The sequence below is a fragment of the Scopulibacillus darangshiensis genome, from assembly GCF_004341035.1.
Lineage (GTDB): Bacteria > Bacillota > Bacilli > Bacillales > Sporolactobacillaceae > Scopulibacillus > Scopulibacillus darangshiensis.
In genome coordinates this window covers 46,361-59,843 of the sequence record NZ_SLXK01000026.1, presented here as the reverse complement: position 1 = coordinate 59,843, position 13,483 = coordinate 46,361, and the positions used below count along the sequence as shown (strand labels likewise).

The window sequence follows — 13,483 nt, the reverse complement described above, 5'->3', positions numbered from 1 at the left end:
CCCGAAGGGATCAACTTGCTTCCCGCGCTCGACTTGCATGTATTAGGCACGCCGCCAGCGTTCGTCCTGAGCCAGGATCAAACTCTCAAAAAGTTATGACGCGCAGGACGCGCTAATTTCGACGTTGTGACAGGACGTCACGTTCTTAGTCGAAGTTCCGCTATCTGGCATCTTAAAGTTAAGTTGCTAAGCAACTTGTCATTCAATCGTTATGATCCTTAGCTGTTTAATTCAAAAGGTTGCCCTTTTCAATCACGCTTGGCTTTTGTTTAGTTTTCAAGGAGCATTCTCTTCTCGATTTACTTCGACTTGCGTGACAACACCAACAAAATCAAAGTGTTGTTGTGCAAAGAAGCTAAAATCCGAAGTTCGCTTCCGCCTTGCTGTTGAAGCGTTTTTTTGATGTTGTCGTTTTTAACAGCGACTTAATTATTATATCACGCTGTATTGTTTGTGTCAACATCTTTTTTTGAAAGTTTTTTGTCGTTTTTGTTGAAGCGACCTTATTTATTATACAGACACAAGTTTGACTTGTCAACAACTTTTTAGTTTGTATTTTTAAGGGCGCTGCTAACAGCGACGCTATTTATAATAGCAATAAAGAATCATTAAGTCAATAACTTTTTTTACTGACCGTTTTGTTGATTTGAAATGCAACGCTATTTATAATATACGCTTTTCCCTGTAACGTCAACTCTTTTTTTTGACTTCAAATAAATGTATAGGAAATAACTCGATTTCTTTTTGTCTTACTAATTAAACCATCAATTATTGTTTCCCATATTTCTTTTGTTTCTTAAATACCGCAGACAATCGCTTTGAGTCGTAAAACGCAGCAGAATTTTGAAGAGTATTTGGTAACGCTCTTCCATCGCCCGCTTTACAACGTGATTAATGCGCTCATCATTTAACTCGAATATTAATTCTTCGAGCTCCTTTTTTATTAAATATTCGACCTCACAAGCTTCCTTATCCAAGAAAAGTGCTCCAAGCATCACAACACCTCATTACCATTCTTTTTAAGTAGGGCCTCTAATAAAATTGTTTCCGAAGCTGCACTTTTTTATTAACAAAAAGTCGTTATAATAGCATATCTCATCGAGGTTGGCCATAAAATGGTACAAACATCTTGAAGAGGGTGGCGGCAAATGCGCTTTGTATGGGTCTTGAATGGAAGAAAAATAAAACGAACGCTATTTATAATCGTAGCAGCCTTTTTTGCGGCACTAGTGGCATTTGTTCAGAATCAGGAAGTCAGTGTTTTCTCAACAACTAAAGGACCAAAGGCTCTTTCTCAAGTAAAAACCGATCAAGATCAGCTGTCCTTAACATTTGATATAAGCTGGGGTGATGTTCAGGTTGAACCAATATTAAAAACATTAAAAAGGGAAAAAGTAAAAGCAACTTTTTTTATATCGGGGGAATGGGCTGAGCGCCATAAAGATATAGTCGAGAAGATAGTAAAGGACGGGCATGAAATCGCGTCGCATGGATACAGACATCAATCATATACAGGAATGGAACCAAACGAAATCAGAAAGGATATTCAGTTAGCTAATCAAGCTATTAAAAAAGCAATCGGAAAGAAGCCAAACCTGCTTCGTCCCCCATTTGGAAAAATAAATAAAGACGTTTTGCAAACTGTTTCACGATTGGATCAACAGGTTGTTCTATGGAGCGTTAACCCTCAGGATGCAGAAAACCCTGGATCAGAAAGCATTGCTTCCTATGTTGTTGAACATAGTGACAAGGGCGATATTATCCGCATGCATGCGTCAGATTCCGCCAAACAGACATTTAAAGCTTTGCCGTTCATCATTGAAGAGCTTAAACACAAGGATTTCACCTTTGTGACTTTATCAAGCCTCATTTCAGATGCCAAAGTCAATTCGAAAATCATAAAATAAACGTATTCCAATAGGATGACGGGGATCCAAGCCGCCATCCTTTACTCTTTTTCATGATTTTTTTAACATGCGATGAAGCTTCAATACCTGGTAAGCATTGCATAGAACAAGAGTAATACCCATAATCCAAAGCCAGCGGAAATCGTTCTGCTTTAAAACCGGCAGCCATTCGAGCGTCGTAACAACAAACATAAAGAAAATGGTTGGTATAAAAGCATACCGATTTGTTTCTCTCTTTTTCCACAATGCAATAACAAGACTTACGATTAACAGTAAAATGGGGAGAAAAAAATAATTAAGAATACTCTCATCCTTCGATGCAAAAGCATGGTGCCGGAAATACACTAGATCAAAAAAGACAAATGCTATGAGAACAAGTTGAACCTTACCCCAGATATCCGGTGATCCAAACATACCCAAGCAAATTCTGTGGAATGTTAAATAAGCAAAAAAGCCCATTTGGCTTAAAACGCTAAATAAACAGCCTGTCCCGAATAATAAGACTGTACTTTTGAAAAAATCAATCAAATCTCCGGTTGCAAAATCCTTTGTATATATATCCCACTCCGCTATCAGACCTGCAATAAGGGCTGTAACTCCTCCTAAAATCAGGGTAGAAATAAATAAAGACACCCATTTTCTTATACTCACAGCTAAAACCCCCAAACCCCAAAATGAAATACCGCACCACCATTGATTTTACCAATCTCTGCCCAAAAAGCCAATAACCTTAGGCAGGCAACGGCCGTATAAAACCTATTGAAAATCACATATTAAAGTTATAACAAAGGAGTGATATGCCATGAAAAAGGCGATTCCTTTTATCATCTTTAGTTTTATTTTACTCCTAAGCGGCTGTTCTTCTGGCCAGCAGCAATCCGGACAGCCTGATTATCAGGAAACGAAAAAGATGTTCATTGATATGCTTAAAACCGACGAAGGCAAAAAGGCCGTGCAAGATATAATGAAGGATGAAAAAGTAAAGGAACAAATCGTGCTGAATAACGATTTTGTCAAAAAGACCATTACTGATGCACTAACATCAGATAAAGGAAAAAAATACTTGGAATCGTTATTTTCAGATCCAAAGTTCTCAAATAAGGTCGCCAAAGTCATGCAAAAAAATAATGAAAAGATGCTAAAAAGCTTAATGAAAGATCCTGAGTATCAAGCCATGATGATGGATATTTTTAAAGCCCCGAAAATGGAAAAAGAATATCTCGACCTAATGAAAACCAAACCATTTAGAGAGCAAATGCAAAAGGTGATTATGGACACAATTTCTAGTCCACTGTTTGCCACACAGCTTGAAGACGCGGTAAAAAAAGCTGTAAAAGAAGAAATGAAAAAAGGCGGCGGACAGCAACAACAGCAAAAGCAGCAAGGAGGACAATAAAAGATCTCCCGTCAAAAGGGAGATCTTTTTGAGTTAGTATAAACTTTCTGACGCACATAAGGGCAACGGCGCCTCTGTCTTCGCCAAAGGCTCGCCAATCGGCGAGTTTTCTTTATTGAGTTAAAGCTTTTCACTGACCTTTTTGGCAATGTCTAAATATTTTTGTCCCGTAGGATGATCTTCAGAGTATACAGATGGTGCGAAAAATCCGGATTGCTCATAGGGTTGTCCGAGCGGGATCTGACCAAGCAGCTCCGTGCCAAGTACCTCACTTAACTTTTCACCGCCGCCTTGCCCGAAAACATGTTCAATTTCGCCCGTCTTTTTACTCTCAAAATAGGACATATTTTCGATCACGCCTAGAATATCATGCTCAGTTTTTATCGCCATTGCTCCGGCTCGTGCCGCAACGAATGCTGCCGTTGGATGCGGAGTAGTCACAATGATTTCTTTACAATGAGGAAGCATTGTATGGATATCCATTGCCACATCACCCGTACCAGGAGGCAAATCAAGAATGAGATAATCTAAATCTCCCCAGTCAACCTCGCTAAAGAAATTATTCAGCATTTTGCCGAGCATTGGGCCGCGCCAAATAACAGGCGAATTGTCCTCAACGAAGAAACCCATTGAAATGACCTTTACGCCAAAGCGTTCAACAGGAATAATGGTTTTGCCTTCCACTTTAGGACGGTCTTCAATTCCCATCATATCAGGCACACTAAATCCATATATATCTGCATCAAGTATGCCAACCTTCTTGCCCATTCTTTGCAATGCAACAGCCAAGTTGACAGAAACAGTCGATTTTCCAACGCCGCCTTTCCCGCTTGCCACGGCAATAAAAACGGTTTTGCTCTCTTTTGACAACAGAGATGGACCAGCTTCAGGGACCCCCCCGAGATCTGCAATGTCTTCTTCAGACAAGGCTTCGAATCGTAATCCGACTGATTCTGCCCCTTTTTCCTTAAGCTTGTGGACTATTTCCTGCTGTACCTTCATTTGCTCTGCCGTGTTAATTTTCGCAAGAGCAACCTTGAGGCTCACAAAGGAATCAGTAATTTTCATTTCCCGGACACCATTTGTTTCCTCAATGCTTTTATGTAAATGTGGGTCCTTAACAGTTTTAAGGACCTCCATGACTTGATCCTTGGTAAGCATCTAAAGAATCATCCTCTCTCGAAATCAATTACATAGCTAGTATAACAAATTTGCTTATGAAAGCATAAAAAGAAAACTTTTACTGCTTTAGCCAAGAAAAAAGTGCGAAAGAGACATATGTTCTTAACGCACCTATTTCTTCCTAAGAAGAAGGTTCCTTTTCATTTGTAAAATACCTTAGAATACCGTTGTAGATTGATACGGCTATTTTCTTCTGATAATCCTTCGTTTCTAATAGCTGCCGCTCGTCCGGGTTAGAGAGAAAGCCAACCTCTACCAGTGAAGATGGGGCCTTAGAGCGTTTCAACAAGTAAACGTGTTCAATAGCCTTAGCAAAGCGATCTGTATTTTTTATCTGGTTACGCAGTGAGTCTTGAATAAATTTAGCTAGAACTTTATTTTCTTTTGACTTTGGATGATAAAATGTTTGCGCTCCACGCCATCTTGGGGATGGTATTGCGTTAAGGTGCAAACTTATGACGCAATCTGGATCAGCATCATCAATGAATTTTGCCCGCCGTTTCAAATCCTGAGTTTTTCTGGCGCTTAACCCTCCTTTATCTTTGTCAGCCAAGTCTCTATCCGTCTCCCTCGTCATTAACACGAGGGCACCCGATTCCTGCAAATAATCCCTTAGGTCCTTGGAAATTTTCAGTGCAATATCCTTTTCTTTTGTTTTCCCTCCTTCAGCCCCGCCATCCGGACCGCCATGACCAGGGTCAATGACAATAACCCTCCCGGATAAAGGCAGATTCCACTGTGACCAAGAGTTTCGATTTACAATTTCGTAATTTAAAATGGCAATTAATAATATTACCCCGATTATAATGATGCCGTTTCTAACCCATTTTCTCCTCATCTCTTCTCCTCCGCCCGAAACAATGCATGTTTTACGTTACATTTATATGGGACAAAGAGTAAGTTTATGCGAAAGAGAAAAGTTTAAAGGATACTCAATTGTTATTAATGCAGACGCATCCTATAACGACGTACAGCTGATTCAAAACCTTCCTTCCACCAATGGTATAAGTAAGCTTCACAGGCCAGATAAATTGATTCATTAGCCATATTATCAACGTAATACCAGAAAAGCCAAAAGTCATAAAAATCATCCAGTAATGTTTTAAAACGGCTCTGGCTTCGGCTGTAAACTCGTTCAACCGGCTCACCATAGTAACCGAAACGCCCGTATGATGCCCCAAGCAAAAAGGACTCAATAGCATAGTCGAGACACATGTCAGAAATCGTCTGCCAATATGCTGCCACCGGTTTAATAAAATCTTCAAATACATTGTTTATTGCTGTCTCTATTTTTTGTATGGATAATTCCTGAAGGGCTTTTCGTTCAAAATCAAGCTGTTTATGGCGGTATTTCTCGTGGAAATTCATAACAGTAGCCATGTCAGCGCCTCCTTTCGTCATTAGCATCTGACAATCAGAGACTTAAAATGCTGGTTATTTTTGGTGCCTGGCACCGCAGTGCCTGGCACCAAAAAACCCCGGCTTCGATAGCCGGGGTTGATTGAAAATATAAAATTAACGCTTTGAGAACTGAGGTGCACGACGAGCGCCTTTAAGACCGTATTTTTTACGTTCTTTCATACGTGGGTCACGAGTTAGAAAACCAGCGCGCTTAAGAGATCCACGGTATTCAGGATCAGCTTGAAGAAGTGCACGGGCAACACCGTGGCGTACCGCACCAGCTTGGCCGGTAAAACCTCCGCCTTGTACATTTACAAGAACATCATATTTGCCTTCTGTTTCAGTTTCAACGAGAGGCTGCTTAATAATAGCTCGAAGTGTTTCGAGATTGAAGTATTCATCTATTGTGCGTCCGTTAACAACAATTTTGCCTTCACCGGGTACGAGACGTACACGGGCAACAGAATGTTTACGGCGACCAGTGCCGTAATATTGTACTTGTGCCAATTCGAGTCCCTCCTTATCGATTAGCCGCGAAGCTCGTAAACTTCAGGGCTTTGTGCTTGATGTGGATGTTCGTTACCTTCATAGACATGCAGCTTCTTAGCCATTTGGCGTCCAAGGCTGTTGTGAGGAAGCATGCCTTTGATTGTTCTTTCTAACATTTCACGAGAGCGTGTTTCACGCATTTCGTAAGCCGTACGTTCCTTTAGACCACCTGGATGTCCTGTATGTCTGTAATACTTTTTATCAGTAAGCTTATTGCCTGTTAAATGAATTTTGTTTGCGTTGATAAGAATAACGTGATCACCAGTGTCAACATGCGGTGTATAAGTCGGCTTATGCTTACCGCGAAGCATTGATGCAACTTCACTAGCAAGACGGCCGAGTGTCTGACCTTCCGCATCAATGACGTACCATTTGCGCTCAATATTTTGCGCGTTTGCCATAAATGTTGTACGCATGATGTTCCCTCCTCATTTCATATGTTTCCATTAATTTCATTTCATCTATTTTTGACCAAACATTCGGGGCTAGTAGTGGTCTAATTTAGAAATGCCAAATCATATAATATAACACCTTGGCCCTTTTGTCAAGATAAGAATGACTATTTCAGCTATCTAATAAACCACTTGCCACATTGTCAGTCCGTGGGCAGGTGCTGTTTTTGGGGCCAGCCTTCTATCTTTCTTTGATAGGATTTGCTCAATTTCTTCAGGCTTAATTTTTCCCGCACCCACATCGATAAGGGCACCGGTCATAATTCTCACCATCTGATAAAGAAAACCGCTGCCAGCCACCTGGATGATCAATTCATCGTGGTCAGGGGAAATATCCAGCTTATAAATCGTCCTGACCTTATCGACCACAGAGGTATTTGAAGCACAGAACGATGTGAAGTCATGCGTTCCTTCAAAATAAGGACAGGCCGCTTTCATCTTTTTAATATCCAGCGGGGCGGAAAGATAATACGTATAAAGGCGGCGAAACATATCTCTTCTATCTGAATTCAAAATCCGATAACGATAAACCTTTTTTTTGACATTAAAACGAGCGTGAAATGTATCATGAACATGTTCAACCCGAGTGATGTTGATATCATCCGGCAAAAGCGTATTTAATGCTCTGCACCAATTCTGAGGCGGTATATTAAGTGATGATTCAAAATGGAAAACCTGTGCTCTTGCGTGGACGCCTGCATCGGTCCTGCCTGAAGCAATAATTCTTATCTCTTCCCCTTTATGCATCCGGGTTAGAGCAGCCTCAATTTCCCTTTGCACAGTCCGCTTGTCCGGTTGAACTTGATAACCGGAAAAATAGGTTCCGTCATAGGCCACTGTGCACTTGAACTTTGGCATAATCGTTCTCCCCTAGCCTCTTAAAATAAACAAAGCAGCCGTCAAAAACAATGTGACGAGCATTAAAAATGTGTCAGACAGGGACCAAATCAGCTGCCTCAGCCTTGTTCTCCCCACATCACCGCGATAACCCCTTGCTTCCATCGCCATTGCCAGCTCCTCAGCCCTCTTAAAAGCACCGACAAACAAAGGGACTAATAACGGAATGATGGCCTTCACACGGCTTTTCAATGATCCGCTGGTAAAGTCGGACCCTCTTGCTGATTGAGCCTTCATAACCTTTTCAGTCTCTTCTAACAGCGTCGGTATAAATCTTAAAGCGATTGACATCATAAGTGCAAACTCATGAACTGGTAATTTAATTTTCTTTAAAGGACCTAATAAAATTTCTAGACCATCCGTAATATCAATTGGGGAGGTTGTTAATGTCAAAAGCGTCGTCGCAACAATAATAACCAGAAGACGCATTGAAATGAAAACAGCTTGTATCAAACCGCCTTCATATATATGAAACCATCCATAACTAACGAGTAACTCGCCTTCTTTTGTAAACAGCACATTTAGAATAAAGGTGAAAATAATGATAATAATGATTGGTTTAAGGCCCCTATAAATAAAACGGACTGGCACTTTAGAAAGAAAAACACCTAACAGTGTAAAAATAATAGCGAGTGCATAAGTCACCCAGTTATTTGCTAAAAAAATAATAATAACAAAAAGAAAAACTGCTAAAAGCTTCGCACGCGGGTCGAGACGGTGGATAACAGATTGTCCGGGAACATATTGGCCGATAATGATATTAAACATGACCAGTCTCTCCCCTTCCCTGTCTTAACATCTTGATGGCAGCATCCGCTGTTTCCTCAATAGAAAACACCGGTCTAACAGACTGCCCATGAACCTTTTTGTTAAGCTTAGCTAAAAAGTTCATCGTAACAGGGATGTCTAGGCCCAATTGCTTCAATTGCTTACTGTCCGAAAAGACATGTTCAGGCTTATCCATCATTACGACCTGCCCTCTGTCCATAACTAAGACCTTATCGGAGTAATAAGCCGCATCATCCATGCTGTGGGTGACCATAATGGTCGTCACTGCCTTTTCTTCGTGAAGTCTTTCAAAAAGCGATAAAATGTCTCTCCTGCCCATCGGGTCGAGTCCCGCAGTCGGTTCGTCAAGGATAATAACTTCCGGTTCCACCGCTAAAACGCCGGCGATCGCGACACGCCTCATTTGGCCTCCGCTTAAATCGAATGGTGACCGCTGCAAAAAGTCTTGGGGTAAACCAACAAGTTTTAACGCCTGGTGTGCTTTTGCCTTAGCCTCCTCAAGAGGAAGACCGAAATTCATGGGACCGAAGCACAGATCCTTTTCCACTGTCTCTTCAAAAAGCTGATGTTCAGGATATTGAAAGACGAGACCAACCCGCTTTCTTAGATCTTTCAATCGCGGTGCTTTCTCCCTCGCCTTAATCGTCACATCACCGACTGTTATCTCGCCCCTTGAGGGCTTTAACAGGCCATTGATATGCTGTACAAGTGTCGACTTTCCCGATCCGGTATGACCAATGACAGATACGAAGCTCCCAGATTTGATTTGAAGGTTTATATCTCTTAAAGCTATTCGTTCAAACGGAGTATTTGGATGGTAAAGATGCGTTAAATTTTTGATTGTAATGTCCATAATTCTTCCACCAATTCTTCCTGCAGCAAGGCATTTTCCGACAGAGGGACACCCAGTTTGCTCAAAGCCTGTCTCATTTTTACCGTAAAAGGCAAATCCAGCCCTATATCCTCCAGCATCTTGGCTTCTTTAAAAATCTCACTAGGAAGCCCTTCGCGAAGAACCTTGCCCTGATTCATAACAATCATCCGATCAGAATAAATCGCCTCTTCCAAGTCATGAGTAATGGAGAGCACAGTAATATTATTTTCTTTGTTCAAATAACGCATCGTTTCAATAATTTCCTGACGCCCTTGTGGATCAAGCATCGATGTGGCTTCGTCCAAAATGATAATTGAGGGAGATAGAGCAATAATTCCTGCAATAGCTACCCTCTGTTTTTGCCCGCCTGATAATCGATGCGGTTCCTCGGCGGCATACTCTTCCATTTGAACCAGTTTCAATGCCTCATCCAAACGAACGATCATATCATTACGAGGAATTCCGTGGTTTTCCATACCAAACGCCACGTCATCCTTCACCGTTGTCCCGACAAACTGATTATCCGGGTTTTGAAATACCATACCGACTTGGCGGCGAATGTCCCAAATTGCTAACTCATCTCGTGTATCAAGTCCGCCGATCTTAACGGACCCCTCTTCAGGCAGCAGCAGACCGTTAAGACACTTTGCCAGAGTTGATTTTCCAGAGCCATTATGACCAATTATGGAAAGCCACTCGCCTTCATTAACAAATAGGCTAACACTGTCAATCGTCCAAGGATCGTGTTCATAATATCTAAAGCAAAGATCATTCACTTCAATGATTTTCCCCATGCTTGCTAATACCTCCCAAGCCCTGCTCCACTATTCTCTGCTCTTTTTTGATGAATGTATATCATCCCATTGTCAAAGACTATAAATAAAATACAAAAAAAGGGCAAAGAAGCAGGTTCATGATGAGCCGGCTCTGCCCTTCAATTGCTGATTATACAAATTCAATAATTGCCATCTCAGCGTTGTCGCCGCGGCGTGGTCCTAATTTTAATACACGTGTGTATCCGCCTTGACGCTCATCGTAACGCTTTGCAATATCTTCAAAAAGCTTTTGTACCGCTTTTTTGCCTGTTTCTTCATCAGCAATTTCATTGCGAACAAATGCTGCCGCTTGGCGTCTTGCATGGAGATCACCGCGCTTGCCAAGGGTTACTAGCTTTTCTACTATTGAACGAAGCTCTTTAGCTTTTGAATGTGTTGTTTCGATTCGCTCATTGATGATAAGATCAGTAGCCAAATCGCGAAATAAAGCTTTGCGTGCACTAGAGTCACGCCCTAATTTTGCGTATGCCATGAACACATACCCTCCTTTACAAAATACATACTTCAACCATCTCGATTTCTTTTTTGCGCAAAAAAGAAAGTGAATGACCTGTTTGTCAACTATTCTTCTATACGTAAACCTAAGCCTAATTCAGCTAATTTCTCTTGAACTTCTTCCAATGACTTGCGGCCAAGATTTCTGACCTTCATCATATCCTCTTCGGACTTTTGGGTAAGTTCTTGCACAGTATTAATGCCTGCACGCTTAAGGCAATTGTAAGAACGCACCGATAGGTCAAGCTCTTCAATTGTCATTTCAAGCACTTTTTCCTTTTGATCTTCTTCTTTTTCAACCATAATTTCAGCGTTCTGCGCCTGGTCTGTTAAACCGACAAAAATGTTAAGATGCTCATTTAAAATCTTGGCGCCAAGTGAAACGGCTTCTTCAGGCCGAATGCTGCCGTCAGTCCATACATCGAGGGTTAATTTGTCGTAGTTTGTTACTTGACCGACGCGTGTGTTCTCAACCTGATAGTTAACCCGGGAAACCGGCGTATAAATGGAATCAATAGGGATGACACCAATTGGTAAATCATCGTTATTATTACCTTCAGCTGGAACATATCCCCGGCCCCTCTTTGCAACCATTCTCAAATGAAAACGGCTGTTAGCGGAGAGCGTAGCAATTTCGAGTTCCGGATTTAGAATTTCAACATCGCTGTCATGAATAATGTCAGCAGCCGTGACTTTCCCTTCCTTTTGAACATCAATTTCCAGCGTCTTTTCCTCTTCAGAATAAAGCTTCATAGCGAGCTTTTTAATGTTAAGGATGATCGCTGTCACGTCTTCTACTACGCCTTCAATGGTAGAGAACTCATGCAGGACCGTGTCAAACTGAACAGTCGTTACAGCAGCGCCTGGGAGGGAAGAAAGCAATATCCGACGCAGGGAATTCCCTAGAGTGGTCCCATACCCACGTTCAAGCGGTTCAACGACAAATTTTCCATATGATGCATCGCCGCTGGCTTCAACCGTTTCGATTTTTGGCTTTTCGATTTCAATCATCCAACAAAACCCTCCTTCAAAACGTCGAAACTTCGGTTAGAAAGTTCTAACCGAAATTTCCCGTACAATTCCCATAGGGCATACGGTGTAAGCTTTAATACACTAGCCTTTGGCAGGTCGCCAATTGCAAGGTTTCATAAAAAGCTGTCTCGTCCATATTTATGAATAGTAACCATTATAAACAAATCTTGAAAAGATATACGTGTAACTTAGACGCGACGACGTTTTGGCGGGCGGCAGCCGTTATGAGGAACTGGTGTCACATCACGAATTGCAGTGACTTCCAATCCAACAGCTTGAAGTGCACGAATAGCAGCTTCACGTCCTGCACCTGGTCCTTTAACGGAAACTTCGATTGTCTTCATACCATTTTCCATTGCTGCTTTACCTGCAGTTTCCGCAGCTGTTTGGGCAGCAAAAGGAGTTGATTTACGAGAGCCTTTGAAGCCTAAGCCACCTGCACTCGCCCAAGACACAGCATTTCCGTGCGGGTCCGTAATCGTTACAATGGTGTTGTTAAAAGTTGAACGAATATGCGCAATGCCACTTTCTATGTGTTTTTTCACACGACGTTTGCGGCTGCGGTTGTCTTTACGTTTAGCCATCGTTCACATGACCTCCTTTTCTTATTTTTTCTTATTAGCGATCGTACGACGCGGTCCTTTACGCGTACGAGAGTTGTTTTTCGTATTTTGTCCCCGTACAGGTAAGCCCCGACGATGACGAATGCCTCTGTAAGATCCGATTTCGATAAGACGCTTAACGTTAAGTGAAACTTCACGGCGAAGGTCACCTTCAACTTTGTAGCTGTCAATAACTTCACGGATACGGTTAAGTTCTTCTTCGGTAAGATCGCGTACGCGTGTTTCCTCGGATACATTAGCATCAGCCAGGATCTTTTGTGCTGTAGTTTTGCCAATACCATAGATATATGTTAAAGAGATCACGATGCGTTTCTCTCTTGGTACATCGACACCTGCGATACGTGCCATAGATTATAACACCTCCCTGTTTTTTAACCTTGTTTTTGTTTATGCTTAGGATTTTCGCAAATAACCATTACGGTTCCTTTACGACGAATCACTTTACATTTTTCACAAATGGGTTTTACTGATGGTCTGACTTTCATTGTGAACCCTCCTTATAACGCGGGCTGCTTACTTATGTCTAAAAGTAATCCGTCCGCGAGATAAATCGTACGGCGATAATTCTACCGTAACTTTGTCTCCAGGTAAAATTCTAATGTAGTGCATGCGAATCTTCCCAGATACGTGAGCTAGTATTTTATGACCGTTCTCTAGTTCGACGCGGAACATTGCATTCGGCAGCGGTTCTATAACAGTGCCTTCCACCTCAATGACATCTTCCTTAGCCATCGACTGACTCATCCTTCCTCAGGTCACTGACTTTTTCGTTCGTAAACTTTATTAATGCAAAACGTAATTTCCCATTGGTGACACGCCCGGTTTCATGAATGCTGTTCTTTACTTCAGCCGATACATATTGTTGCAGTTCCAAATGGTTGATATTCTTCCGTTTGGCATTATCAAACTTACGCTTATCACCATCCGCAATTTCAACAAAACGACTGTTTAGGACTTTCACAACAACACAATAATTGCCGGCATCCCTGCCCTTTAATACACGAACAATCTGTCCGGGTATGGGGATAGAATCTGATTCACTCACCAATC

At 41.7% G+C, this 13,483-nt stretch carries 20 protein-coding genes and 1 rRNA gene; 2 read left to right on the top strand and 19 right to left on the bottom strand.

Translation table 11 applies throughout. The features are described from left to right. Positions 1–93 (bottom strand): 16S ribosomal RNA (locus EV207_RS15820); the annotation flags it as partial. Between the two features lie 671 nt (positions 94–764). Next, complete coding sequence (locus EV207_RS15815; RefSeq protein WP_132747128.1) at positions 765–995, bottom strand: hypothetical protein; 231 nt, start codon at positions 993–995, stop codon at positions 765–767. A 153-nt stretch (positions 996–1,148) separates the two neighbouring features. On the opposite strand from EV207_RS15815, the gene pdaB reads away from it, so the two are divergent. Further along, the gene (gene pdaB / locus EV207_RS15810) at positions 1,149–1,907 is read left to right on the top strand and encodes a polysaccharide deacetylase family sporulation protein PdaB (protein WP_132747127.1); all 759 of its coding nucleotides are present in this window, start codon (positions 1,149–1,151) and stop codon (positions 1,905–1,907) included. Between the two features lie 51 nt (positions 1,908–1,958). On the opposite strand, the gene EV207_RS15805 is transcribed toward pdaB, so the two are convergent. Continuing rightward, positions 1,959–2,558 (bottom strand): KinB-signaling pathway activation protein, encoded by a 600-nt coding sequence (locus EV207_RS15805; RefSeq protein ID WP_132747126.1) that lies wholly within the window; start codon positions 2,556–2,558, stop codon positions 1,959–1,961. Between the two features lie 151 nt (positions 2,559–2,709). Between EV207_RS15805 and gerD the strand changes: the two genes are divergently transcribed. Then, positions 2,710–3,303 (top strand): spore germination lipoprotein GerD, encoded by a 594-nt coding sequence (gene gerD, locus EV207_RS15800; protein WP_132747125.1) that lies wholly within the window; start codon positions 2,710–2,712, stop codon positions 3,301–3,303. Between the two features lie 120 nt (positions 3,304–3,423). Here gerD and EV207_RS15795 read toward each other — a convergent pair whose 3' ends face one another. The 16 genes from EV207_RS15795 to EV207_RS15720 all read right to left on the bottom strand — a co-directional run bounded on the left by EV207_RS15795 (position 3,424) and on the right by EV207_RS15720 (position 13,478). Then, complete coding sequence (locus EV207_RS15795) at positions 3,424–4,464, bottom strand: Mrp/NBP35 family ATP-binding protein (RefSeq protein ID WP_132747124.1); 1,041 nt, start codon at positions 4,462–4,464, stop codon at positions 3,424–3,426. 142 nt (positions 4,465–4,606) lie between these two features. Further along, positions 4,607–5,323, bottom strand: a complete 717-nt coding sequence (cwlD, locus tag EV207_RS15790; protein WP_132747123.1) for an N-acetylmuramoyl-L-alanine amidase CwlD — start codon at positions 5,321–5,323, stop codon at positions 4,607–4,609. Positions 5,324–5,427: 104 nt separating this feature from the next. Beyond that, entirely contained in the window at positions 5,428–5,865 is a 438-nt protein-coding gene (locus tag EV207_RS15785; RefSeq protein WP_165886969.1) for a DUF2521 family protein, read from the bottom strand. 135 nt (positions 5,866–6,000) lie between these two features. Beyond that, entirely contained in the window at positions 6,001–6,393 is a 393-nt protein-coding gene (gene rpsI, locus EV207_RS15780) for a 30S ribosomal protein S9 (protein ID WP_132747121.1), read from the bottom strand. A gap of 20 nt (positions 6,394–6,413) precedes the next feature. Continuing rightward, complete coding sequence (gene rplM / locus EV207_RS15775; RefSeq protein WP_132747120.1) at positions 6,414–6,851, bottom strand: 50S ribosomal protein L13; 438 nt, start codon at positions 6,849–6,851, stop codon at positions 6,414–6,416. A gap of 156 nt (positions 6,852–7,007) precedes the next feature. Further along, positions 7,008–7,745, bottom strand: coding sequence for a tRNA pseudouridine(38-40) synthase TruA (gene truA / locus EV207_RS15770; RefSeq protein ID WP_132747119.1), 738 nt, complete (start codon positions 7,743–7,745; stop codon positions 7,008–7,010). A gap of 12 nt (positions 7,746–7,757) precedes the next feature. Next, positions 7,758–8,552: an energy-coupling factor transporter transmembrane component T family protein gene (locus tag EV207_RS15765; protein ID WP_132747118.1), complete on the bottom strand. Its 795-nt coding sequence runs from the start codon at positions 8,550–8,552 to the stop codon at positions 7,758–7,760. Beyond that, entirely contained in the window at positions 8,545–9,426 is an 882-nt protein-coding gene (locus EV207_RS15760) for an energy-coupling factor ABC transporter ATP-binding protein (RefSeq protein ID WP_132747117.1), read from the bottom strand. Before EV207_RS15760 ends, EV207_RS15765 begins: the two co-directional genes overlap by 8 nt. Further along, the gene (locus EV207_RS15755; RefSeq protein ID WP_132747116.1) at positions 9,402–10,241 is read right to left on the bottom strand and encodes an energy-coupling factor ABC transporter ATP-binding protein; all 840 of its coding nucleotides are present in this window, start codon (positions 10,239–10,241) and stop codon (positions 9,402–9,404) included. The genes EV207_RS15760 and EV207_RS15755 overlap by 25 nt, the downstream gene beginning before the upstream one ends. Before the next feature lie 151 nt (positions 10,242–10,392). Next, a complete protein-coding gene (gene rplQ / locus EV207_RS15750; protein WP_132747115.1) occupies positions 10,393–10,755 on the bottom strand; it encodes a 50S ribosomal protein L17 in 363 nt (120 codons plus the stop codon). 89 nt (positions 10,756–10,844) lie between these two features. Beyond that, positions 10,845–11,789 (bottom strand): DNA-directed RNA polymerase subunit alpha, encoded by a 945-nt coding sequence (locus EV207_RS15745; RefSeq protein ID WP_132747114.1) that lies wholly within the window; start codon positions 11,787–11,789, stop codon positions 10,845–10,847. A 209-nt stretch (positions 11,790–11,998) separates the two neighbouring features. Further along, complete coding sequence (rpsK, locus tag EV207_RS15740) at positions 11,999–12,394, bottom strand: 30S ribosomal protein S11 (protein WP_132747113.1); 396 nt, start codon at positions 12,392–12,394, stop codon at positions 11,999–12,001. A gap of 21 nt (positions 12,395–12,415) precedes the next feature. Continuing rightward, complete coding sequence (rpsM, locus tag EV207_RS15735) at positions 12,416–12,781, bottom strand: 30S ribosomal protein S13 (protein WP_132747112.1); 366 nt, start codon at positions 12,779–12,781, stop codon at positions 12,416–12,418. Between the two features lie 23 nt (positions 12,782–12,804). Next, entirely contained in the window at positions 12,805–12,918 is a 114-nt protein-coding gene (gene rpmJ / locus EV207_RS15730; RefSeq protein ID WP_003322638.1) for a 50S ribosomal protein L36, read from the bottom strand. Between the two features lie 28 nt (positions 12,919–12,946). Next, positions 12,947–13,165, bottom strand: a complete 219-nt coding sequence (gene infA / locus EV207_RS15725) for a translation initiation factor IF-1 (RefSeq protein WP_132747132.1) — start codon at positions 13,163–13,165, stop codon at positions 12,947–12,949. After that, positions 13,158–13,478, bottom strand: a complete 321-nt coding sequence (locus EV207_RS15720; RefSeq protein WP_132747111.1) for a KOW domain-containing RNA-binding protein — start codon at positions 13,476–13,478, stop codon at positions 13,158–13,160. Before EV207_RS15720 ends, infA begins: the two co-directional genes overlap by 8 nt. Positions 13,479–13,483 lie beyond the last annotated feature (5 nt).

What these genes read in the sequence shown, in the direction of transcription:
- EV207_RS15815 (WP_132747128.1), bottom strand. Translation starts at nt 995, where the DNA reads ATGCTTGGAGCACTTTTCTTGGATAAGGAAGCTTGTGAGGTCGAATAT.
- pdaB (WP_132747127.1), top strand. Translation starts at nt 1,149, where the DNA reads ATGCGCTTTGTATGGGTCTTGAATGGAAGAAAAATAAAACGAACGCTA.
- gerD (WP_132747125.1), top strand. Translation starts at nt 2,710, where the DNA reads ATGAAAAAGGCGATTCCTTTTATCATCTTTAGTTTTATTTTACTCCTA.
- EV207_RS15795 (WP_132747124.1), bottom strand. Translation starts at nt 4,464, where the DNA reads ATGCTTACCAAGGATCAAGTCATGGAGGTCCTTAAAACTGTTAAGGAC.
- cwlD (WP_132747123.1), bottom strand. Translation starts at nt 5,323, where the DNA reads ATGAGGAGAAAATGGGTTAGAAACGGCATCATTATAATCGGGGTAATA.
- EV207_RS15785 (WP_165886969.1), bottom strand. Translation starts at nt 5,865, where the DNA reads ATGGCTACTGTTATGAATTTCCACGAGAAATACCGCCATAAACAGCTT.
- rplM (WP_132747120.1), bottom strand. Translation starts at nt 6,851, where the DNA reads ATGCGTACAACATTTATGGCAAACGCGCAAAATATTGAGCGCAAATGG.
- truA (WP_132747119.1), bottom strand. Translation starts at nt 7,745, where the DNA reads ATGCCAAAGTTCAAGTGCACAGTGGCCTATGACGGAACCTATTTTTCC.
- EV207_RS15765 (WP_132747118.1), bottom strand. Translation starts at nt 8,552, where the DNA reads ATGTTTAATATCATTATCGGCCAATATGTTCCCGGACAATCTGTTATC.
- EV207_RS15760 (WP_132747117.1), bottom strand. Translation starts at nt 9,426, where the DNA reads ATGGACATTACAATCAAAAATTTAACGCATCTTTACCATCCAAATACT.
- EV207_RS15755 (WP_132747116.1), bottom strand. Translation starts at nt 10,241, where the DNA reads ATGGGGAAAATCATTGAAGTGAATGATCTTTGCTTTAGATATTATGAA.
- rplQ (WP_132747115.1), bottom strand. Translation starts at nt 10,755, where the DNA reads ATGGCATACGCAAAATTAGGGCGTGACTCTAGTGCACGCAAAGCTTTA.
- EV207_RS15745 (WP_132747114.1), bottom strand. Translation starts at nt 11,789, where the DNA reads ATGATTGAAATCGAAAAGCCAAAAATCGAAACGGTTGAAGCCAGCGGC.
- rpsK (WP_132747113.1), bottom strand. Translation starts at nt 12,394, where the DNA reads ATGGCTAAACGTAAAGACAACCGCAGCCGCAAACGTCGTGTGAAAAAA.
- rpsM (WP_132747112.1), bottom strand. Translation starts at nt 12,781, where the DNA reads ATGGCACGTATCGCAGGTGTCGATGTACCAAGAGAGAAACGCATCGTG.
- rpmJ (WP_003322638.1), bottom strand. Translation starts at nt 12,918, where the DNA reads ATGAAAGTCAGACCATCAGTAAAACCCATTTGTGAAAAATGTAAAGTG.
- infA (WP_132747132.1), bottom strand. Translation starts at nt 13,165, where the DNA reads ATGGCTAAGGAAGATGTCATTGAGGTGGAAGGCACTGTTATAGAACCG.